Raw genomic sequence first — 22011 nt, forward strand, 5'->3', positions numbered from 1 at the left:
CACCCTGGGTTATTTCAATTGTAAGTTGAGCCCGTGCTTCTGGCACTGATGGCGTTGAATGCACGGGCTCAACTTACAATTGAAATAACCCAGGGTGTGGATGATCCCACCGCGATTGCAGTGGTGCCCTTTGCCTGGGGGGGCCCTGGCCCGGCGCCGGAAGATATTGCCTGGGTCGTGGACAGTGATCTCGCACGCAGCGGCCAGTTCGCACCGGTGGGCCGCGCCGAGATGCTGGGGCGCCCCAGCATCGAGCGCGACATCTTCTACCGTGACTGGCGAGCGCTGGATACGGAATACATTCTGATCGGTCGCTCCTCTGCCTCGGGCCAGGATTTGCGTGTGGAATACGAGCTGTATGACGTGACCCGCCAGGCGCGCGTTTACCAGGGTGTTGAGACCGGGCCGATTAACGAGGCGCGCATGATTGCTCACCGGGTGGCTGACGGTGTTTATGAAAAGCTCACGGGGATTCGCGGCGCCTTTGCCACTCGCCTGTTATACGTGTCTGTGACCCGTGTGGAGGGCGGCAAGGACTACTATCGCCTCACCCTGGCGGATTCCGATGGTGCCCGCCCGATTGTGCTGCTGGAGTCTCGTGAGCCAATTATGGCCCCGGGCTGGTCGCCAGATGGCAGCGAGATTTCCTATGTGTCTTTTGAAACCGGGCGCCCGGCCATTTATCGCCAGAATTTGTCCAGTGGCGCACGCGAGCAATTGACCAACTTCAAGGGCCTCAATGGTGCGCCGGCCTGGTCGCCGGATGGCCGCAGTATGGCCATGGTGCTGTCCAAGGACGGCAGCCCGGATATATACCTGCTGGATCTCGCCACCAAGCAACTGACGCGGCTGACGCGCCACTACGCTATCGATACCGAACCTACCTGGACGCCGGACGGCAGGACACTATTGTTTACCTCGGATCGCGGTGGCCGTCCGCAGATCTACAAGTACGATATGCGTACCGGCAATACCGAGCGACTCACCTATGAAGGTGTTTATAACGCTCGTGCCAGAGTCGCCCAGGACGGTCGCAATGTGGTCATGGTGCACCAGGTAAATGGCCGTTTCCACATTGCTATCCACGACCTTGTGACCAACCGTTTGCAGGTGCTGACTTCTACTGAATTGGATGAATCTCCCAGTATCGCACCCAATGGTTCCATGGTATTGTACGCAACGAAACATGCAGGTCGCGGGATACTCGCCGCGGTATCTGTCGATGGGGGAGTAAAGTTCCGCCTGCCTTCGAGAGAGGGCGACGTGCGGGAGCCAGCATGGTCACCTTATATGGAGCGCTGATAGCGCTCTTTAGAAGCTAAGATTATAGAAACCAAGTTCTTTTAAGGAAGAGTATTATGAAACAACTACCTGTTGCCGGTAAGGCTATTACACTGCTGTTTGCAGCAGCATTCCTGGCAGCTTGTTCCGGTAATTCCAAGGAGCAAGAAGAAGCAGCAGCCGCGGCAGCGGCAGCCGAGGCGGCACGCATTGCCGAGCAAGAGGCTCTCGCTGCACAGCAGGCAGAGCAGCAGCGCTTCCGTGACGCAGCAATTGCTGCCGGTAGTGTTTTCTTCTTCGACTACGACAGCTACACCTTGAAGCCCGAAGCTATCGCTGCTCTGGATGCCCACATCTCTTACCTGGCCGGCAACAACGAAACCGTTCGCCTGGAAGGTCACACTGACGAGCGTGGTACTCGCGAGTACAACATGGCTCTGGGTGAACGTCGTGCCAACGCGGTGCGAGACTACATGGTAGTGAATGGTGTTGCTGGCTCACGTATTGAGACAGTCAGCTACGGTGAAGAGCGTCCCAACGCCTACGGTTCCGGTGAAGCCAACTGGTCACAGAACCGGCGCGTTGAACTGAAGTAATCGCGCTATGACAGGCATGAGCAAATGGCTTGTGGCGGGCGGGCTGGTCATTGTGACCAGCCCGTTCTGTTTTGTGGCCCATGCACAAGACTATGTGGATGTGGAAGCCGAGCGCAGTGGGCGCCAGTCCGCACCGCAATCGGCTCCGGCACAGCCCGCTGTGTCAGACCCTTACGCCACGCCGGCCAGCCGCGATCCCTACAGCGTCCAGCCTGCCCAGACTTACCCGGCCACCAGCTACGGGGTTAATAGCGCCCCTGCGGCGCCGTCAACAGCGACACCGCCCCCGGCAAGCCAGATGACCTCCCAGGCCGTCGGTGGCCAGGGCAATGTCGGCAATCTGTTCCTGCAGGTCCAGCAGTTGCAGCAGGAGGTGATGCGGCTCAACGGCATGGTGGAAGAGCAGGCCAATGAACTGCGAATTCTCAAGGCCCAGAGCCTTGAGCGCTATGTCGACCTCGACAAGCGCCTGAGTGCGGGCGGCGGTAGTGCCCCGACGGCCAGCGGTGGCAGTACTCAGGTTGCTCCAGCTCCAGTAGGGGGTGGCGCTATAGGTGGCGGCGCTGCGGAAATCCCCGGCGAAGCCCAGGCCTACAAGGCGGCGTACTCGTTGGTTCGCAGCCAGCAGTTTGACCAGGCCGTGACGGCATTTAATGATTTCCTGCGCGCTTATCCGGATGGTAAGTATGCACCCAATGCTCATTATTGGCTGGGTGAGCTTTATCTGGTGGTGCAGCCCCGTGATCTGGAAGGTTCACGGCAGGCCTTTACCTTGCTACTCGATCAGTACCCCACGAACGGTAAGGCACCGGATGCCATGTACAAGCTCGGCAAAGTGTACTTCGAGAAGGGCAATCGCGAGCGCGCCCGTGAGCACATGGAGCGCGTCATCAGCCAATACGGTAACACCAGCAGTTCCGCGGTCAAACTGGCCCGGGATTTCCTTGCTCAGAACTACTGATTCCGCGCGCCTCAGGGCGCGCTCCTCCTATGTCCGATCACGCTCCACAATCCACTGACTCCACCCTTGATACAACGCCGACACTGCGCCTCACCGAGATGTTCTACTCGCTGCAGGGCGAAACCCGTACGGTTGGTCTGCCCACGGTATTTGTACGCCTGACCGGCTGTCCACTGCGCTGCGTTTACTGTGACACCGAGTACGCCTTTAGCGGCGGTGAGATATTTACGCTCGACCACATTGCTGCCAAGGTGGCCGAGTGGCAGCCGCGCTATGTCACTGTCACCGGAGGAGAACCGCTGGCGCAGCCCAATTGTCTGCCGCTGCTTATCCGGTTGTGTGATGCGGGCTACGAGGTGTCATTGGAAACCGGCGGGGCAATGCCGCTGACCGGCGTCGATCCGCGGGTGGTGACGGTGCTTGATTTGAAAACGCCGGCCTCGGGAGAAATGTCGCGCAATGATTACGCTAATATCCCGTTGCTGAAACCCCATGATCAGGTGAAGTTCGTGATCTGTGATCGGGCAGATTACGAGTGGATGCGTTTTAAGCTGGAAGAGTATCAGCTGGCCACGCGCGTGGCTGAGGTACTGCTGTCGCCGAGTCACGGCCAGCTCAGCGGTCGCGAACTCGCCGAATGGATACTCGAGGATAACCTGCCAGTGCGCATGCAGCTACAGCTGCACAAGATCCTCTGGAACGACGAACCAGGACACTGAAACCATGAGTAGTGATAAGCGCGCCGTCATTCTTGTCAGTGGCGGCCTCGATTCCACCACCGTGTTGGCCATGGCTCGGGCCCAGGGCTACGCCTGTTACACCCTCAGTTTCGATTATGGCCAGCGCCACCGGGCGGAACTGTTGGCAGCCGATCGGGTCTCTACAGCCCTGGGTGATGTTGAGCACAAGGTGGTTAACCTGAACTTGGACGCCATTGGCGGCTCTGCCCTGACTGATACGGATATCGATGTCCCCGAAGAGGAAACCGAGGGTATTCCGGTGACTTATGTGCCGGCGCGAAACACGGTGTTCATGTCGATCGCGCTGGGCTGGGCTGAGGTGTTGGGCGCCCAGGACATTTTTATTGGCGTTAATGCGGTCGACTATTCCGGCTACCCCGACTGTCGTCCGGAGTATATTGCTGCCTTTGAAGCAATGGCTAACCTGGCGACACGGGCTGGCGTTGAGGGGCAGAAGCTGACCATTCATACACCCTTAATGGATATGGGGAAGGGAGATATCATTGCGGCAGGCCTGGACCTTGGAGTGGATTATTCGCTGACAGTGTCTTGTTACCAGGCCGACGCAGACGGCCGCGCCTGTGGTAAGTGTGACAGTTGTCGACTGCGCCAGCAGGGTTTTGTCGACGCCGGGGTGGCAGATCCCACCCGGTATTATTGAGTTTGTTACGGCGGAAAATATTTTTGGCAAACGCTTGTTTTTTGCCGCTAAATCATTACTATACGCACCTCTCTGGGGGCGCCACCTACTTCGGTGTCCCAAGATTCAGGGCCGTTAGCTCAGTTGGTAGAGCAGTTGGCTTTTAACCAATTGGTCGCTGGTTCGAGCCCAGCACGGCCCACCAAACAAAAAAGCCCACCCCGTACGGGGTGGGCTTTTTTTTGCCCGTGATTTAGCACTGCGCTCAGTCGTCGTACTCCAGCGTGCGCTGTCCGGCCCCGCGCGGAGTGCCGCGCTGTTCCAGGCCATCCTGGCCAGACTCAGGTGAATGGGTGTTCAGGGACTCCGGCAACGGTTTCAGGCCCAGCGCGCCCCAGCGATGGGTGGGCAGGGCGCCCGTGAGGTCACTGACATCGACCACCTCGACCAGTCCAAACGAGGGTTGCAGGGCCGCCCCCTGGCCGGCATTTTCATTCCAGGTGGAGAAACTCGCATCAGCCAATTGCCGATTGCGATCAAACTGCAGCACCAGAAACTCGCCGCTCACCCGGGCGGCGCCCAGGTCCAGGGCCAGCAAATCGAGCCCTAGGGGGCCGAGGCTCAGGCCCAGCGAATCCTCGCCAATTACCCAGTGTTCCCACGCCATGACATAGCCCTGAGGTGTCGCTGACAATCGCAGCGGCGGGCCCAGTCTGGCAATAACCTCACCCAGGGGGGTGCCTTTCGCGGGAACGTCAGTCTGCGCCAGTGGCTCGCCCAGGTCATAGGTCCAGCGCGTGCAGCCGCCCAGCAGCACGACCAGCGCGAGGACAGTTAGGCGCGCTATCAACGCTCGTCCCCTGTGGCCAGTTGAGTGGCGTAGTCGGTCAGGCGATCGTCGCTATCAAAAAAGAACACCGCGCGATCGTATTGGGTGTCCAGCTTGAAACGGTTGTAGACCATCAGCACCAGTCCCTGCCCCTTGCTCTGTTCGTAGAGGTAGTACAGTGCCGTTTCGTCCCCCAGGGCGACAATTTGCGAGGGTGGGCCCAGGGCGCTCAATACCTGCTGGCGTGTGGTCTCCCCCCGGGTGAATGTCGTTGATTCGATGGCCTGCCAGTTGTCGAGCACGCCGCGCCGGTTGTCGTACTGGGCGCAGCCGCTCAGTAGCGCAAGCATCAAGGCTGCGATAGCGATGTGGGTGGGTTTGTTCATTTCACGGCTCTCCTGATGGTGGTTGTGACCCCCCTCTCAGCCTGGATATCACGCTGAGAGCGGATGTAGTCACGCAAGTGCCTAATCTATATACTGTTTCAGTTGTTTTTCAATATTATTACCGCGCCTAAAACAGGCCCGGGATTATTCCGCGAGTACTATGAGTAGCACACAAGCCGCAGCGACCTGTAGCAATGCCCCGCAGAAAATTGTCTGCGTGCTGGGTATGCACCGCTCTGGCACCAGCTGCCTGACCGGCTCCATGCAGGAAGCAGGGCTGGAGTTGGGTGACCATTCCACGTGGAATCCGCACAATCTCAAGGGCAATCGCGAAAATCAGCACATCGTCGATATCAATGATGCGGTGCTCATGGCCAATGGGGGCGGCTGGGACCAGCCCGTGGACGTGATCCAGTGGTCGCAAGACCAGCTGAATGCCGCCAGAGGGCTATTCCAGGAGTACGCACGGTTCAACTATTTTGGATTCAAGGATCCACGTACGCTGCTGACACTGGAGGGCTGGCAATCGCTGTTCCCTCACATGCAATATATCGGCATATTCCGTCATCCGATGGTAGTCGCCCAGTCACTCCATAACCGCAGTGAGTTGCCAATGGCCACGGGCCTGGAGTTATGGCTGCAGTATAACCGTCGGCTGCTGCGAGCGTATCGCAAGCAGCCGTTTCCCATTCTGTGTTTCGATGAAGCGCAGGATATATTTCAAGAAAAGCTGCGCAATGTGCTATGCGATCTCGGGCTGGATGCCGGAGAAGGTGCCTTCTATGAACAGCAGCTAAAATCCGCGCAGGGTGGAGAAGGGACGCCGCTACCCTGGAATATACGCCGGCTGTATCGAAAGCTGCAGCGTCTGGCTGAGTGAGGTCCTGATGCTTGGGCATCTTAGAAAAATAATTAATGGCGATATACCCGCCATTCCCCGCGACGAGAGTCGGCCGTTGGTCAGTTTTATCGTCATTGTTTACGACATGCCTGAGCAGGCAGAGCGCACACTGCAATCGCTCACGCCGCAGTATCAGGAAGGGGTTAGTGAACTCGACTACGAAGTTATCGTGGTTGAAAACAAATCTGAGCGTAATCTGAATCCCGACTTCCTGCGCACCCTGCCTGATAATTTTACGTACCACCTGCGACACGAACGCGAGCCGACACCGGTGCATGCGATTAATCATGGGGCAGGTATCAGCCGAGGTCAGTATGTGTGCGTTATGATCGATGGCGCCCGCATGGTGACGCCCGGGGTAGTGCGCAATATTCTGCGCGGGCACCGACTGCATGACAAAGCGGTGGTTACCGTGCCTGGTTATCATATCGGCAGTGAGCTGCAACAGGACGCTGTTGAACAGGGCTATGGTGTCGAGCAGGACCGGGCCCTGATTCGCTCTATTGGCTGGCCTCTGGAAGGCTATCGTTTGTTCGATATTTCCTGTTTTAGCGGCTCCTGTGCGCCGGGCTTTTTCCGCCCGAATAGCGAGAGCAATTGTATCAGTATTCCTCGTGATATCTGGGCTGCCCTTGGCGGCATAGATATTCGCTTCAATATCCGCGGTGGGGGTCTGGTGAATCTCGATCTCTACAAACGCGCCTGTGAATTCCCCGGTATGGAACACGTTGTGCTTCTCGGTGAGGGCACCTTTCACCAGTTCCATGGTGGCGTGACTACTGGCGGTGAGGCGCGCTCAAAGCGAGAAGCATTGATGAAAGAGATCAAGGACCAATACGAAGATATCCGTGGCGAGGCCTACACAAGCCCGGTGTCCACGCCGGTATTTCTCGGTGAGCTGCCGGATCAGGTCCTGCGATTTGTGCAGGCCTCAACAGAGCCAGTACTGGCCCAGCGCGATGGACGGCAGGATTCCGACGCGTCCAATTTTTCCGTAGTAAAGTCAGGCTCAGGAAGAGTCTGAAAACGAAAGCGATTTAACTTATGTCCTCGAGTATTTATTTCCCACCCTCACTTCAGCGTTTTGAACCCAAACGTATGGTTTTCAGTACCTGGGTGGATCACCTGGCGTTCGCCTACGACCTGGTGGAGGCTATCCGCCCCAAAATGACGGTGGAACTGGGGGTTTATAACGGTCTCTCGTTCTTTACCTTCTGTCAGTCGCTGATCGAGAACGACATTGAAGGTGTGTGCTATGGCGTAGATTGCTGGGAAGGCGATGTGCATACAGACGCCTATGACGATTCGATATATCAGGATGTGGCCACACACGCTCGCGACCACTATCGCGGCATTACCTATTTGCTGAAGATGTACTTTAACGAGGCGCTCAATCATTTCGATGACGAGACGGTTGATCTGCTGCACATCGATGGTCTGCACACCTATGAGGCTGTGCAGGAGGATTTCACCAACTGGTATCCGAAAGTACGCCCGGGTGGCATTGTGCTGTTTCACGATGTGATGGCGCGCATCAAGGATTTCGGTGCCTGGAAGTACTTTGACGAATTGCAGGCGACTCACCCTGAAACCTTCCGCTTCGACCACGGCTTTGGCCTCGGTGTGCTGCGCAAGCCTGGTGGCGATCGCACTGCACCAGAGCACCCTTTGCTGCAGCTGCTGTTTTCTGAGGACGAAGGAGAGCGCCGCAAGCTCAAGCAGCTGTATGTCCATGCCTCGCACTTCCTAGAGACGCGGCGCCAGGCCAACCGCTTTAAGGCGATGGCCGGGGGTAACAAAAAAGGCGGGCAAGGCAAGGCCGGTAACGAAGACCGCGCTCAGGCCTGAATTGTCAGGGTGTGCTGAATTGGTAGCCTTAACGCGCTCGTCTCTGGTCCTGTTTGCGCTCTTATTCATTGCGGGTTGTGGCGGGCAGGATCCAGCGTTGCCAGCAATACCCGACAAGCCCAATATCCTGTTCATTCTTGTCGATGATATGGGCTATGCCGATCTGGGGGCGAATCGCCCCGACGCTGGAGTTAGCCTGACACCGGCATTGGATCAGCTCGCCAACGAGGGTATTCGCTATACCCGCAATTATGTCGACAGTACCTGCGCCGCCAGTCGCGCCGGTATTCTGACGGGGACCTCACCGCTGCGACGGGGCTTTCGCCCCCAGGGAACAGGTATTGCTCCGGAGGTGGACACGTTACCCGAGTTACTCCGCGAGGCAGGATACAGTACTCACCATGTTGGCAAGTGGCATTTAGGATATGTCTCCCAGGCCGCCTGGCCGCTTGCTCAGGGCTTCGATACCTTCTATGGGTTTCTCTCGCAGTCCTTTTTGCAAGGCCCACATGAGCCGCCTGAATTCAAGGTTGCCCGGCCGGTGTATAGCAACCCCTGGCTGCAGCGGGACAACGAATTTCCACGCGCGTACCAGGGCCACTTGTCTCAACTTCTTCTGGAAGAGGTGCTGATATTCGTCGCATCANCCCCTCAGCGCGACGCACCTTGGTTTCTGAATTATTGGCTGTNCCTGCCACACCATCCGTTGCAGCCAGCCGCTGATTTTGCAGACCGGTTTGTAGACACCCCCGTGGGGCACTACCAAGCCATGTTGGCCCAGTTAGACAGCAATATTGGTCGCGTATTAGAGAAGTTGGACGATGTCGGGCTTGCTGAAAGCACTTTGGTTATTGTCACGAGCGACAATGGCGGCACAGCCAAGCAAATCGATAGTAATTCGCCCTTTTCGGGCACGAAGATGACTTTTGAGGAGGGCGGTGTGCGCACCCCTCTTATTGTGCGCTGGCCGGATGGATTGGGCGGTGGCACAGCTGACGATACGATGGTGTCTTACCTCGACTATCTGCCTACGATGGCGATAGCTGGGGGCAGCGATCTGCCTGCCGGCCTTCTGAAGCGTGATTTGCGTGCACTGGCCGAGGGCGAGGCATTGCCCGCCCGGCCACTGTTCTGGGACAGCGGCACATCCAGCCAACCTGCCTGGTCGATGTTGTCTGCGGACGGGCGGTGGCGGGTGCATCGCAATTTTCTCGGCGACCCCGTTCTCAATGATTTACAAACGGATAGTGCGGGCAGCGAAAATTTTGCCGCTGAGCGGCCGGACATTCTCGCCGGGAATATTGACAGTTTCCAGCAGTGGCGCATGGCGGCGAGAACCCTGGATCTGCCATTCGATAGTCACGGCGCAGCGGGTGGTGGGGTCTTGCGTGGTGAAGACTTTCAGCGCACACCCGGCGCGGGCGGTTTCAGTTTTGCCATCGCTGTTACCCCGGCCGACAGCCACTCGAGCGATGCACAGATGATTGCCGAGCAGCCCGGGCACTGGCGGTTCTGGCTGCAGGGCAAAAAGCTCTATCTTGACGTGGCGGGCCTGACGTTAGAGAGTGCTGCTCCGCCCAGTGGTCGTTGTACGCCGCTGGTGGTGACCGCAGACTTTAACGTTAGCCATATTGCACCCAGTAAAGCCTATGCCGTGCTGGAGTTGTTCATTGGCGATGAGCGAGTGGCCAGCACCCGTATATCGCGACCACCACCGCCGGTAGATTCCTATTCTGCGCCAACCTACCTGGGCGCCAACGCACAGGGCAAGGCGTCATTTGGGGGTCTCCTGGGCCAACCTGTTATCGTGAATGAAATGGTTGTGCCCGACGACGTGGCCGATCCCTGGACGCGCAATGGTGTGTCAGACCTGACGCGTGGTCTGTGCGACGAGGTAAACCAGGTTTTGCTTGAGCCAGGTCAATAACAACTTAGCGACAAGGGCGCTAGCATGGCGCGTTGACAATGAACAATGAGGCCGCGTATGGCCCGCAGAGAGAAGTATGAACGGTACCGATAGTCGAATTGAGCATGTACTCCAGACGGCAGCGCAGTTGGCAGCGGAGCATGAGTTCCGCGCCGCGATTGAGTATCTCGCCCGAGAGAATCGCCAGGCGGGGCAGGCAGTCTTCGAGCGCCAGATGTTGAATTACGCCATTGAAGGTTTCGCGGCCGCCAGTCACGGAGAAATTTCCTGGGGTCTTGAGCACGATAACCGTTTTGCCGATGCCCAGGGCTTGCCTGAGATTGAAGCTGCAAATCTGGATGCGCAGGCCTTGCGCTCGGGTATTCTGGGCAAGGGTGGGCTGATAGTACGTGGGCTGATGGATGCGGAGCGCGTTGCAGCAACCCGGACCCTTATCGATCAGGCCCTGAAGGCGCGTAAGGCCATTTCCGAGGGTGGCGACCCTGATCACTACCAACGCCAGTTTGCGCGGCCTGAAATGGTTTCTGGCGGCCCTGTGCAGTTCGGTACGCTGGGTGGCAATCAGTACACTAATTCGGGATCCGTTTGGGCGGTGGACTCACCGCAGGCGGCGTTTGCCATGCAGGAGTTTTATCGCAGCGTGGGATTGCCCGAGCTGTTGCAGGCGTATTTTGGTGAGCCGGCCTCGCTGTCGGTGCGCAAATGGGTACTGCGTTGTGTACCTCCGAATAACGGCGCGGAGTCTGGATGGCATCAGGACGGGCAGTTTATGGGTGAGGATATTCGCACTGTGAATCTGTGGGTGTCGCTAACGGATTGTGGTGAAGGTGCAGAGGCTCCGGGTATCGATATCCTCGCTGATAATAACCGGGAAATTTACCCCACCGGGACACATGGCGCACCCTTTGACTGGACGGTCGGGCAGGGTGTTGTCGACGAGTTGGCTGAGCACTGTGCGGTTGAGCGTCCGCACTTCCGGCCAGGCGATGCGGTATTTTTTGATCACTACAACCTGCACCGTACCGGCTTCGGGACAGCGGACGTCAACCATCGCTATGCGGTGGAGTCCTGGTTCTTTGCCAATTCACTGGCCCCGGCCAAGCAGCAGCCCCTGCTTTTCTAGCTGTAGTCATGAACGATTGGGATTTGTCGGACCTGGACAGCGTAGCGCCCTTCTTTGAGGCTAATGCGTTGCTTGGCGACCCTGAGCGGTTGCGCCAGCGTATGGAGCGCGATGGTTACCTGTTTTTCCGCTCTCTGCTGCCGGTCGAGCCGCTGCGGGCATTGCGTGAACAGTTGACCGCTATTCTGGCAAGGCGCGGTTGGATTCAGGGCGGTGAGCAGCAGCTGAATGCGCGCGTGGCATCACTTCCTCATCGCGAGGGAGATGAGGAATATATTGCGACGCTGCGGGAGACGGTGCGGCTGGAGTCGCTGCACAGTTTGCCTCATCGATCTGAGCTCATGCAGTTGATGCAGGATTTGTTGGGGGCGGGGGCCTTTCCCCATCCTCTGAGCATTACCCGGCTTGTTTATCCTCGCGCACCGGAGTTGTCGACGCCGCCGCATCAGGACTATCCGAATAACCAGGGTACAGAGCAATTGACGGCTGCCTGGATACCACTGGCAGACTGCTCTCGGGAGCAGGGTTCACTAGCGATACTGGAAGGGTCGCACCGTTATGGTCTGTTACCACTGCAGTTCCACCTCGGGCCCGGCAATCGCAAGGCCGTCACAGATGAGCGCCTGGCGGAATGTCGCTGGGTTGCATCAGATTTTAAACTGGGAGATGTGCTTCTATTCCCGTCACTGACGCTGCACAGAGCGCTGGATAATAGCAGCGAAGAGAATCTGCGCCTTTCGGTAGATTATCGCTATCAGCCTGCGGGTGCTGAGCTGACCCCTTCGTGCCTAAAGCCGCATTTTGATTGCTTGCCCTGGAGCGAGATATATCGCGGTTGGCACAGCGATGAGTTGCAGTATTACTGGCGTAGCTGTGACTACCAGGAAGTGCGCTGGCGAGAAGCGTTGCATGCACTTCCAGAGGGCCACCTCGACGAGGCTTTGCGTGACGAGATTCTTTATGAAAAAGCGATTCTTGAGCGCTACGGTAAGTCGCCGGAACAGCCGCGCTAGCTTCCAATGCGGCTGGCTTAGGGGCGGTACCCCAATGCTTCAAGCCGTTGCAACTGCACCTGGGTGAAATCGTCCCGCCACTTATGATGGCGGAATCGATTCAGCGTAGCGGTTGGACGGATGCGGTCTGCCAGTGCTGCGCGCTCCGCAACATCAATATCCAGCTCCAGAAAGGAAAATATACGTTCCAGTTCTGAATCGGGCGCTTGGCAGAGCGCTTCATAGCGCACAAGCAGAAACTGGCCTTCCAGTGGTGCGCCGACCTCCATCGCCTTTTCGTTAGCGATTAGCCAGTACTCCATGGCGTCTCCGGCTGCTGCCCTGCCTGTATCATCAAACTGTGTATGCAGACCAACATATTCACCCCACATACTGAGTTGGCGCTGGTTGCCTGAATACGCCATATCCAGGCCATTGCGAATAATGTGAATGTATTGAATCGCAGGGAAATAATCAGCAAGCTCGCGCAGCCACAGGTGTGTGGCGGGGACCTTCCAGCCCGTGCGACCGGAAAGTCCCAACTGTTCGCGTCGCTTCAGTAGCAGAAACTCAAGCCCCCAGAAAGCAGCTCGCAGCCGGGTTTCCAGCGGCATGCTCTGCAGCTTGTCAGTGTGAATGATCGGGTGCATGGGTGGCCACTCCAGTGCATCGTGGGCGTCGTTTGAGGGAGTCGCCATGGCCACCCCGGCTTCAGCCAGAATCTGGGCGAGAATTCGTGTGCCACTACCGCCCACGGCTCCCACCGCGATGGGGTTGTCGAGGAGGACGGCCTGCCGGGCTTCATGTTCAATTTTGCCTTCCAGTAGCGAGGCATAGGGCTTAAACATCAGGGGCTAGTTCTTCAGATGGATTTTTGACGCCTCGGTCGGAAGATGTCCCATGTAGTGGACATTTTTTTCAGTCATCACCGAATCCGTGCCGCGTATGTTTCGATATTGCTCACGATAGCTTTCGGTGCGCGTTTTGCGCTCTTCCATGGATACGTTGGTCGTGGTTCCTCCATGCAGTTGATGGAAGCTGCCTTCGCCGACCAGTTGCACGGGAGTGGTGCCCGCTGCATCTGCTGCGCGCTTATAGAGGTCGAGATTGAGGAAACCACCACCTGGAAGATCGAACTGCTCATCACAGCCGCCCAACCGGTCGAACAGGGAACGACTCAGAGAGATGCAGTTCGATTCAAACATCTTGTTAAACCAAGTGATAGTGCGGGCGCCAGCTCTAAAGGGTGTGCCGATTTCAAACAGGCGATAACCGTCTTCAGGCCAGTTTATCGACGCCAATAGCTTGTCTTCTGCGGACTTGTCGAAACCTTCGAGTATCGATTTATTCTGCTCATCGGGCCCGGTGAAAAAATAGCGGGTTGCGACCAGAGGGTCGTCAAAGGCTCTGAACGTGCTGAGCGTCATTTCAAATACGCCCGGCGTCAGCAGGTGCGCGCCATCTATCATCAGGCAAAGAATCTCACCGCGTGCCTGCTTGGCCGCCAGATTGATGGCTTTTGCGGGAGACGGATGGGCGTCGTAAATGCGAATCAGTTCTACGGGAACATCTACGTGGGCGAATGTCTGGGGGTCGAGCGGTTCGGGGGATCCATTGTCCACCAGCAGCACTTCGTAATCCAAGTCGGCTGCCCCCAACTGATAATCGCGTGCCAGTCCCTGCAGCGTGCGCGGGATCTCCCTGGCCATGTCGTAAGCGATAAGAATGACGGACAGTTTCATGTGGAGGTCCCTGGGATGTAATCGAACGCCCTGAGTCGCTCGAGTTGAGTTGGGCTGAAATCGTTCTGCCAATCGTATTGAGCGTAACGATTCGAGGTATGAGGTGTTTTTATGAATGCCGCCAGTTGGCGACGTCGTTCCACCGGCAGGTCCAACCGAAGGAATGAGAAGACCCGTTCCAGTTGTTCGAACGGGGCGCGGCAGAGCTCTTCGAATCGCACTAACAGGAATTGACCTTGCAGGGCGTCGGCACACCGCATGGCATTCTCATTGGCTAGCAGCCAGTATTCTAGCGCATCCTGGGGCGGTGCCATGCCATCGCCGTCAAAGTGGGTGTGGATGCCCAATGACTTACCCCACATGCGCAACTGACGCTGGTTGCGAGAGTAGGCCATGTCCAGGCCATTACGCAGAATGTGAATGTACTGGAACCCTGGGAAGTAATTCCCCAACTCGCGCAGCCATAAATGGGTAGCGGGGACCTTCCACCCCACGCGGCCGCTTAGCCCTAATTCCTGTCGCCGCGCATAGAGCAGTTGCTCGAGCCCCCAAAAGGCCGCATGCATGCGTTGATCAAGCGGAATTTTTTGCAGGCGTGGGCGGTTGATGATCATTTTCATGGGCGGCCATTCCAATGCATCGTGCGCCTCGTTAGACGGCGTTGCCATGGCCACGCCTGCCTCTGTGAGAACTTGGGCCAGGACGCGCGTGCCGCTGCCCCCGACTGCGCCGATGGCGATAGGGTCTGGAGTATACGCTGCCTGGTTACCGTGGTATTCGATCGTGCCGTCGACGAGGGCGGCATAAGGTCTAAACATACTATGTGACTGGAGCTGGTTCTGGATCCAGTCTACCCCAGTCACTGCATTTTCTGTAGAGTTAGCGTCCAGTAAGAGAGAGGGTAAATCAAGGTGTCAGGAACTGATCATGGTGGGCTAGAGCTCAGCGCGGGCATGCGCGGTAAGGGGACGTATCTCCTTGAGCTCGAGTGCATTCGCGGGCTGGCCATTTTACTGGTCTACCTGTTCCATGTTTGGGGTATCACCTTCGGTCGACATCAGGGAGGTGTGTCGTTCGGTCTGGGCTATGTCCTGGGTGGCAATACCGGGGTAACTCTATTTTTTGTCCTGAGCGGTTTTCTGTTAAGCCTTCCCTGGTGGCGAGCTGCCGCCGAGGGCGCTGCGGCTCCCAGTGTGCGCAACTATGCATTGGCGCGCGTTTTGCGCATAGTGCCTCTTTATCTGGTTGCGGTACTGATTGCTGCGATTGTCACCGGTAAGTGGGAGGTTGCGCTGCAAGCGGCCCTGTTCCAGTTCGTCGGCTTCGACATGTTTCCGTTTAGTGTGGTCTGGTGGACGCTGGCTACGGAATTTCAGTTTTACGTTCTGCTACCGCTGTGTGCGTTGGCACTGTGGCGCGGCGGCTTGGCTAGAGTGCTTTGCTTTGGGGCCCTGGTCGTTTGGCTGGGCTGGTATCTGTCTACGTTCGTGCTTCCTGGGCCGGATGGTCCAATCCGCTCGTACTGGGTGACAAAGTCTGTGTTCGGGCGATTGCCTGCTTTCCTGATGGGCGTTATTGCCGCCGGCGTCTACCTCCGGTTGTGCGACAGGCCGCAACGTATTACCGGAATATTGGTCACGGCTGGGATAGTTACCGCCTGGCTAGTTCTTGGCGGAGTACTTGGCGAAGCGGTACGGATTGGCGAATCGAAAGCCGAATGGGCCTGGCATCTGCATCACAGCTATGAAGCGCTGTTGTGGACGGCGATTATTCTGTTGCTGCTGCTAGGCAGACCGCGGTTCGCTGCGGTGCTGGTAAATCGCCCGATGGCCCTGTTGGGAAAGCTGTCCTACTCGTTGTATCTGATTCACGTGCCGGTACTGTTTTATCTGATTTACCCGATTAAGACGCCGATGGAGGAGGCATACATCGGATCCTGGTATGCCTACGTACTACCTGTGGCCGCGCTGTTGCTGAGCGTGGGGCTCTCTTATGTGACCTATCGCTTGATCGAATTACCTTTTTTGAATCTGAAACATCGCATTCCGTTATAACCGGAGTTGATTATGAAGAACTTTTTTTGTGCACTAGCTGCCCTGCTGTTGTTGCCTGTCCTGGCATTCGCTGAACTTGGCCCGGGTGACATGGCCCCGGATTTCAGCATGCAGGGGTCGGATGGCAAGACCTACACGCTCGCTGATTTCCGGGGCAAGCGGGCGGTAGTAGTGGCCTGGTTTCCCAAGGCGTATACCAGTGGTTGCACGATTGAATGTAAGTCGCTGGCCCAGAACGGCCTCCTGATTCGCGAGTATGACGTGAGTTACTTTATGGCTAGTGTCGATCCTTTGGAGGACAACGTGGGCTTCGCGGCCGAGACGGGTGCAGATTTTCCTCTCCTCAGTGACCCCGAAAAGCAGGCAGCGGAAGCCTATGGTGTGTTGCACACGCTTGGTTTTGCCAAGCGTCACACGTTCTATATTGGAGCGGATGGCAAGGTGCTGAAAATCGATCGCGATGTGAAACCGGCAACATCGGCGGAAGATATGGCCCGCACTCTTGGTGAGCTCGGCGTGGCCCGACGTTAGGGGCTTTACTGACTCGCGCTCTGCGCAGCCCCGCCTGGCCTGTTAATTTGGACTGGCGGCGTGAAATCTAGCGGCAAGGCTTGCTACGTGGCCGGGGCTGGGTCAACCTGAAGGCCATTTGGCAGTCGAGGTAGGGATATGCCCTTATCCGAAAACGAACATCCCCGTGACGAAACCCTGGTGGAGGCGGTAAATCGCGAGGCCAGTGAATTGATTCACCTGTTGCGATGCTCAGAGGCCCCCGATGAGGTGTTGGCTGAGGCCACCGAGCATATGCAGGCAGCGATGAGTGCATTGGCACCGTATCTGCAGCAGGGTGAGGGCTGGTCTACCGTCACTATCGCCAGCGACACTCCGGGATTGGGTTGGCGCGAGGATGACCTGACCGCCTGTATGCCGTACAGCCCTATTACCGGCAAACGCAATCCTATATCTCCGCCGATTCGCATGTGGCGTGATGGTGATGAGGTGCGCGGGGAAGCCCTGTTTTCACCCACTTATGCCGGCCCTCCGAACAGTGTGCATGGCGGTATTATCGCGGCGGTATTCGATGAGTTGTTGTCGATGGCCAATGTGATTACCGGTGCCGCTGGCTTTACTGGCACGCTCAGCATTCGTTACCACAAGCATACGCCCCTCAATCGGCCTATCGAATTGTGGGCGGTGTGTGACAATAACACCGGTCGCAAGCAGTTTACGCGTGGCGAAATGCGCGTTGACGGTGAAGTCACCGCCAGCGCAGAGGGGCTGTTTATCCGCCCCGTGAAGCCGCTCGGTGAAGTGCCCCAGCGGCAGCAGGACTAGGCAATAGCTTAGAAGCTGTAGCTGACCCGGGCGAAGACGTTGGTCCCATAACCTGGGATGCGTTCACGCATGCCGATGTCGGGATTGCGCGCCCGGTTGCAGCCGCCCAGGTGGTCGCGATATTCCTTGTCGAAGACGTTGTCGACGCCCGCAGCGAGCTCCAGTGCCGAGGTCATTTGCCAGCTCGCGCTGAGGTTGAGCAGACCATAGCCAGCAGTTTCCTGTTCGCGATTGGTTTCGCTGACCTGATTCTGGGCACTGTAGAACACACCCTCCGCTCCGAAAGCCCAGCTTCCGTTGACATAGTTCAGACGGATGCTGGTGTTGGCCGGGGCGATTCTGTAGAGCTCGTCCTCAATGTCGTCACGTTTACCGCGAACATAGTTCACGATGCCTGACATCGACCATTGATCTGAGAGCTGCCACGCCCAATCCATGTCAAAACCATAGATGACCGCATCGACGTTGTTGAATTGCAGCGGCGCCGGGTTGGTCATGCCGTTCATCATATTCATCATCTGCACAAACATGGTCGCCGGGGCGATCTCGCTGGTAGTGCCCTGAATGTAGTCGTCGACCTGGCTGTAGAAGATGCGTGGGGCCAATGTGAAGCGGGTGTTGCTGAAATCCATGCCGAACTCGATCTGGCGAGAGACTTCCGGATCGAGTTCGATATTGCCTGTATAGGTGTTGCCATCGGCAAGGCCGGCGGTGGCTTCCAGCGGCAGCCACAAATAGCGCTCCTGATAGCTGGGGGAGCGGGTTTTCTGGGCCAGGCCCGCGTACAAGCTCGTGGTGTTCGAAGCCTCATACCAGGCCTTGGCAACGAGGTCGACATTGTGGTCCGTCTGATCGCGGTCGGCGTTGTTGAAGGCGTCGCGCAAAGCCGCTGCAGGGGGCATCATTTGCGCTGGGGTGCCGTCGACAGTGTCTGCATCCATGCTGACCGCGTTGTAGCGCAGGCCCAGCTCGGTGCGCCAGTTATCGCTGAGCTCCAGCTGGCGTTCCAGGAATGCACCGAGTACTTCACGCTCGGCATCGTTGAAGTTGACCACGAAGAACATGGCCGCATTTGGGTTGTCGATATTGGAATTGTGGTTGGCACTGAATCCATCTACGCCAAAGCTCCAGTGCCCCTGATCATCGTACATCGTGGAGTGCAGCTTGAAGCCGCGGTTTTCGCTGTCGGCAATATTGCGACGCCACAGCATGCCGCTGGCCGGGGCCTGGCGCAGGTGATAGTTGGTCATGCCGTGTTCGAGGTCGCTGCCAAATACCGCAGCAGATACTTCCAGCTCGCCGGGCAGCTCAAAGCGGTAGGTCAGGTCAGCAAGGTCGCCTTCAATGTACTCAATATCCATTGGCAGGGCAGGGGTGCCGGCATCGCCTGTGTCGTTGTAGCCATAGTTGACCTGGACACTGTGATTACCGGATTTGAAGCCATAACCGATATCGTAGCGCTCTCGCTCGTATTCGGTGGGGGTGATGTCGCCGCCGCTGAACTCGGCGTCATCGCCCGATTCCAGCATCGCGGCGGCATTGAATTTGTGGTCGCGGTTAGCCGCGAACAGCGCGCCTGTGAGGTGCTGGCCGCCATTGAGGGACTGTGCACTGGCGATAATTTTGCCGTCAACACTGAATTCGCCGCTAGCGGTGAAATCGCCGCGCTCGGTGCGGGCGTCAATCGCCCCTCCGATAGACTCCTGGGCAACGCTTACCGGGGCAATGCCGCGGTATACCTCAAGGGACTGGAGCAAGCCGTTACGGGCATAAGACAGTGGCGGATCCATCCAGTTGGGGCCGGAGGGTGCCAGCTGGGTGCCATCAAGGGAGGTGGCTATGCGTCCGCCATACATGCCGCGGTACTGGGGAATGCCGGTGAGGGGGCCGTTGCTGTTGACGTTGGCGCCAGGTGCTTTTTTCAGCAGTTGCGCTACATCGGCAGAAATCACCAGCTCATCACTGATATCGATGGTGCGAGTGTCATGATTGGCAGTAACGACCAGTTCTTCGATGTGGTCGGCGAGTGAGTGGGCGCTAAGTGCGCTCAGTGCTAGAGCGAGGACAGTGCGTTGCAAGGGAACAATCCATGGTAATTACAGCAGGGCGGGCAGTATATCCAGCACTGTGATGGCTCGCCTGTGGCATGTTGTCGCACCCGTGTCGCAGCAAGGTACAACTATGTTTACCTGCGCTGAGTGTGGCGCCGAATGTAGTTTATTTATACCCGAACAGGGGTTGTATCTCGTATATTTGATCGAGGTAGAGATGCCCAGGAAGGGCGCAATTTATAACGATAGAAAATACTTGGAGAGAATCATGCTCACCCATCGCAAGACCCTTGCCACCGCCGTATTACTGGCCAGCAGCGTGGCCGCCAACACCGCTTATGCGCAACAACTGGAAGAGGTGATTGTTACCGCCCAGAAGCGCACCGAGTCGCTGCAGGACATTCCTATCTCCATTTCTGCATACGATGCAGACAATATTGAGTCCATGGGCCTGTTTACCGCCCAGGATCTCGGGGCGGCGTCTCCCAGCCTGCAAATGCCGATTTATCCTACCTCGGCTAACAACCTGGCGTTGTTTATCCGCGGTATTGGTAATACCGACTCAGTGGTGATTACCAAGGATCCCACAGTAGGAATTTACTATGACGGTGTATACGCAGCCCGCTCTACCGGTCTGCTTGCTGACCTGGCTGATCTTGACCGCATTGAAATTCTGCGCGGCCCGCAGGGCACCCTCTATGGCCGGAATACGACCGCGGGCGCAGTTAACTTCATCAATGCCAAGCCCACTGGAGAATTTGCCTTCAAGCAGGTTCTCGGTGCAGGCAATTACGGTAGCTGGCGCTCTATCAGTCACCTGAATTTGGATGACATGGGCGGTTTCAAAGCAAAGTTTACCGCTGCGTTTTCAGGACGTGATGGCTGGGTCGACAATGAGGGTGCCAATGCCATCCCCGGGCTGGATTACACCGATTTCTATCTGCGCGAAAACCAGGGCTATCGTATCGCGCTGCGCTACGATGGTATTGAAAGCCTGGTCGTGGATTACAGCTACGATTACTCCGACATGAATACCGCGCCCGGCTATCACCAGTATGGCGGCCCGACTGGAGGGCTCGATCCCGCCTTTAACCCCATCACTGACACTTTCCGCAGCCGCCTGGAGGAAACGCGCAGCCCTACCGGCGGCGAGCCAACGGCCTACTACCTGCCGGAAACCGAAACCGAGGTACAGGGGCATAACCTGACGATAGAGTGGGCCCTCAGCGACGCTATGACCCTGAAGTCGATTACCGGTTATCGTAAGTTCGATGACGATGCGTCACAGAACTTTACCCAGTCCTTCGGCGGAGCAGGCTCGCTTGAAGTGTGGGCGGTGACTGAGCACGAGCAGTTCTCGCAGGAGCTGCAGCTGCTGGGTAGCTATGACAACTTCCAGTATGTTGCCGGCGTCTACTACTTTGATGAAGAGGGCACCCAGACAGAGCAGCAGTACCTTGATCGTGCTGTGGTCGACCAGACAGGTATCATCGCTCTGGATCTGACCAACTTCCCACCCACGCCCTGTAGCGATCCGTTCGGGAGTGGCGTTGGGCCGGATGTACCGCCTTGTACCGATCTGGGCGCGTTCTTCCCGCTATACCTTGGCGAGTATGCCGTGGATATTGATAACGAGTCCTGGGCGGTCTTCGGTCAGGCGACCTGGAACGCCACCGAGCGTCTCGACCTGACGCTGGGCCTGCGTTACACCGATGACCAGCGAGATGCAGTTCGTACCAACGATGGCCTGACCTGGAATTCCTTCGGTCCTGGTCAGTCTGCATCCGATCTGGATGAGACTGACTACACGGTGATCGCCGATTATCGCTGGACTGACGATGTGTCCACCTACGCCAAGGTCTCCACGGGTTTCCGCTCCGGCGGATCCAGTCGCAATGGCCTGAATTTCAATCAGGCGTTTGATAAAGAAACCGTGACTTCTTACGAGCTGGGCTGGAAGAGCGAGCTGTTCGACCAGGGCCTGCGCCTCAATGGTGCGATCTTCTACATGGAAATCGAGGATATTATTCTCGACTACCTGCCTGACCCGGTGACTAACCCGCAGTTTGTCGAAGTGTTCAACTCAGGCGAGGCGGAAATTACCGGCCTTGAACTCGATATCACCTGGGCACTGGGCGAGAACTTCCTGGTCGGTGCGAGCTATGCGTACCTGGATTCCGATATCAAAAACGCGATCTTCCCGGATGGTTCTGATCGCACCGATACCACCGAGCTGGTATGGGCGCCCGAGCATGCCTATACCATCATGGCCGACTGGGATATCCCGGTGAGCTATGGCAATTATCGCCTGCACGCGGACTACGCCTGGCAGGACGACCAGCTTGCCCTGGCGAACACCAACTTCGGTGAGGTGCTGGTAGAGGACTACGGTATGTTCAATGTGCGCCTGAGCTTGTCCCAGGTGGAAATGCTCGGCGGCGACTTCCAGTTCGCGCTGTGGGCCAAGAATGCCACGGACACTGACGACGAGAGCTACGCCATTGGCGCCACCTCGTTCACTTACCTGGCACCGCGTATGTACGGTGCAGAAGTGATCTTCGAGTATTGAGGTAGGAGAGATGCCAAAGCCCCGCTCTGCGGGGCT

At 57.3% G+C, this 22011-nt stretch carries 21 protein-coding genes and 1 tRNA gene; 16 read left to right on the forward strand and 6 right to left on the reverse strand.

Annotated features, from left to right (window positions below; genetic code table 11):
- Nucleotides 1-48 precede the first annotated feature (48 nt).
- The 6 genes from tolB to A3709_RS21950 all read left to right on the forward strand — a co-directional run bounded on the left by tolB (nt 49) and on the right by A3709_RS21950 (nt 4423).
- A complete protein-coding gene (gene tolB / locus A3709_RS21925) occupies nt 49-1302 on the forward strand; it encodes a Tol-Pal system beta propeller repeat protein TolB (RefSeq protein WP_066059947.1) in 1254 nt (417 codons plus the stop codon).
- A gap of 56 nt (nt 1303-1358) precedes the next feature.
- Nucleotides 1359-1877, forward strand: coding sequence for a peptidoglycan-associated lipoprotein Pal (gene pal / locus A3709_RS21930; protein ID WP_066059772.1), 519 nt, complete (start codon nt 1359-1361; stop codon nt 1875-1877).
- 16 nt (nt 1878-1893) lie between these two features.
- Nucleotides 1894-2838, forward strand: coding sequence for a tol-pal system protein YbgF (ybgF, locus tag A3709_RS21935; protein ID WP_231871291.1), 945 nt, complete (start codon nt 1894-1896; stop codon nt 2836-2838).
- A 29-nt stretch (nt 2839-2867) separates the two neighbouring features.
- Nucleotides 2868-3557: a 7-carboxy-7-deazaguanine synthase QueE gene (queE, locus tag A3709_RS21940; RefSeq protein ID WP_066059776.1), complete on the forward strand. Its 690-nt coding sequence runs from the start codon at nt 2868-2870 to the stop codon at nt 3555-3557.
- A gap of 4 nt (nt 3558-3561) precedes the next feature.
- On the forward strand, nt 3562-4239 hold the full coding sequence (gene queC / locus A3709_RS21945) for a 7-cyano-7-deazaguanine synthase QueC (protein WP_066059778.1): 678 nt from the start codon (nt 3562-3564) through the stop codon (nt 4237-4239).
- Between the two features lie 108 nt (nt 4240-4347).
- A tRNA-Lys gene (locus A3709_RS21950) sits at nt 4348-4423 on the forward strand.
- A gap of 60 nt (nt 4424-4483) precedes the next feature.
- Here the strand turns inward: A3709_RS21950 and A3709_RS21955 are convergent.
- Both A3709_RS21955 and bamE read right to left on the reverse strand, forming a co-directional pair.
- Nucleotides 4484-5068: a hypothetical protein gene (locus tag A3709_RS21955; RefSeq protein WP_066059779.1), complete on the reverse strand. Its 585-nt coding sequence runs from the start codon at nt 5066-5068 to the stop codon at nt 4484-4486.
- The gene (bamE, locus tag A3709_RS21960; RefSeq protein ID WP_066059780.1) at nt 5065-5433 is read right to left on the reverse strand and encodes an outer membrane protein assembly factor BamE; all 369 of its coding nucleotides are present in this window, start codon (nt 5431-5433) and stop codon (nt 5065-5067) included. The genes A3709_RS21955 and bamE overlap by 4 nt, the downstream gene beginning before the upstream one ends.
- A 160-nt stretch (nt 5434-5593) precedes the next feature.
- On the opposite strand from bamE, the gene A3709_RS21965 reads away from it, so the two are divergent.
- The 6 genes from A3709_RS21965 to A3709_RS21990 all read left to right on the forward strand — a co-directional run bounded on the left by A3709_RS21965 (nt 5594) and on the right by A3709_RS21990 (nt 12245).
- Entirely contained in the window at nt 5594-6313 is a 720-nt protein-coding gene (locus A3709_RS21965) for a sulfotransferase family protein (RefSeq protein ID WP_066059782.1), read from the forward strand.
- Between the two features lie 7 nt (nt 6314-6320).
- The gene (locus A3709_RS21970; RefSeq protein ID WP_066059784.1) at nt 6321-7358 is read left to right on the forward strand and encodes a glycosyltransferase family 2 protein; all 1038 of its coding nucleotides are present in this window, start codon (nt 6321-6323) and stop codon (nt 7356-7358) included.
- 74 nt (nt 7359-7432) lie between these two features.
- Nucleotides 7433-8182 (forward strand): class I SAM-dependent methyltransferase, encoded by a 750-nt coding sequence (locus A3709_RS21975; protein ID WP_231871292.1) that lies wholly within the window; start codon nt 7433-7435, stop codon nt 8180-8182.
- A 97-nt stretch (nt 8183-8279) separates the two neighbouring features.
- The gene (locus A3709_RS21980; protein ID WP_156507907.1) at nt 8280-10109 is read left to right on the forward strand and encodes a sulfatase-like hydrolase/transferase; all 1830 of its coding nucleotides are present in this window, start codon (nt 8280-8282) and stop codon (nt 10107-10109) included.
- Between the two features lie 76 nt (nt 10110-10185).
- A complete protein-coding gene (locus A3709_RS21985) occupies nt 10186-11232 on the forward strand; it encodes a phytanoyl-CoA dioxygenase family protein (protein WP_066059790.1) in 1047 nt (348 codons plus the stop codon).
- Nucleotides 11233-11240: 8 nt separating this feature from the next.
- Nucleotides 11241-12245, forward strand: a complete 1005-nt coding sequence (locus A3709_RS21990; RefSeq protein ID WP_066059792.1) for a phytanoyl-CoA dioxygenase family protein — start codon at nt 11241-11243, stop codon at nt 12243-12245.
- Between the two features lie 17 nt (nt 12246-12262).
- Here A3709_RS21990 and A3709_RS21995 read toward each other — a convergent pair whose 3' ends face one another.
- From A3709_RS21995 to A3709_RS22005, 3 genes are read right to left on the reverse strand one after another with little or no spacing between them, the layout of a single operon-like run.
- Nucleotides 12263-13072 (reverse strand): sulfotransferase, encoded by an 810-nt coding sequence (locus tag A3709_RS21995; RefSeq protein WP_066059794.1) that lies wholly within the window; start codon nt 13070-13072, stop codon nt 12263-12265.
- Nucleotides 13073-13078: 6 nt separating this feature from the next.
- Nucleotides 13079-13966, reverse strand: coding sequence for a glycosyltransferase (locus A3709_RS22000; RefSeq protein ID WP_066059796.1), 888 nt, complete (start codon nt 13964-13966; stop codon nt 13079-13081).
- A complete protein-coding gene (locus A3709_RS22005; RefSeq protein WP_156507908.1) occupies nt 13963-14784 on the reverse strand; it encodes a sulfotransferase in 822 nt (273 codons plus the stop codon). The genes A3709_RS22000 and A3709_RS22005 overlap by 4 nt, the downstream gene beginning before the upstream one ends.
- Nucleotides 14785-14877: 93 nt before the next feature.
- Between A3709_RS22005 and A3709_RS22010 the strand changes: the two genes are divergently transcribed.
- The 3 genes from A3709_RS22010 to A3709_RS22020 all read left to right on the forward strand — a co-directional run bounded on the left by A3709_RS22010 (nt 14878) and on the right by A3709_RS22020 (nt 17355).
- On the forward strand, nt 14878-16020 hold the full coding sequence (locus tag A3709_RS22010) for an acyltransferase (protein WP_156507909.1): 1143 nt from the start codon (nt 14878-14880) through the stop codon (nt 16018-16020).
- A gap of 12 nt (nt 16021-16032) precedes the next feature.
- On the forward strand, nt 16033-16551 hold the full coding sequence (locus tag A3709_RS22015) for a peroxiredoxin (protein WP_066059801.1): 519 nt from the start codon (nt 16033-16035) through the stop codon (nt 16549-16551).
- Nucleotides 16552-16689: 138 nt separating this feature from the next.
- Entirely contained in the window at nt 16690-17355 is a 666-nt protein-coding gene (locus A3709_RS22020; RefSeq protein ID WP_066059802.1) for a PaaI family thioesterase, read from the forward strand.
- A gap of 8 nt (nt 17356-17363) precedes the next feature.
- On the opposite strand, the gene A3709_RS22025 is transcribed toward A3709_RS22020, so the two are convergent.
- Nucleotides 17364-19433, reverse strand: a complete 2070-nt coding sequence (locus A3709_RS22025; protein ID WP_082850314.1) for a TonB-dependent receptor — start codon at nt 19431-19433, stop codon at nt 17364-17366.
- A 241-nt stretch (nt 19434-19674) separates the two neighbouring features.
- Here A3709_RS22025 and A3709_RS22030 point away from each other — a divergent pair, with 241 nt between their 5' ends.
- The gene (locus A3709_RS22030) at nt 19675-21975 is read left to right on the forward strand and encodes a TonB-dependent receptor (protein WP_066059807.1); all 2301 of its coding nucleotides are present in this window, start codon (nt 19675-19677) and stop codon (nt 21973-21975) included.
- Nucleotides 21976-22011: the final 36 nt, after the last annotated feature.

Origin of the sequence: Halioglobus sp. HI00S01 (assembly GCF_001635445.1) — a bacterium.
GTDB classification, from domain to species: Bacteria; Pseudomonadota; Gammaproteobacteria; order Pseudomonadales; family Halieaceae; genus Halioglobus; species Halioglobus japonicus.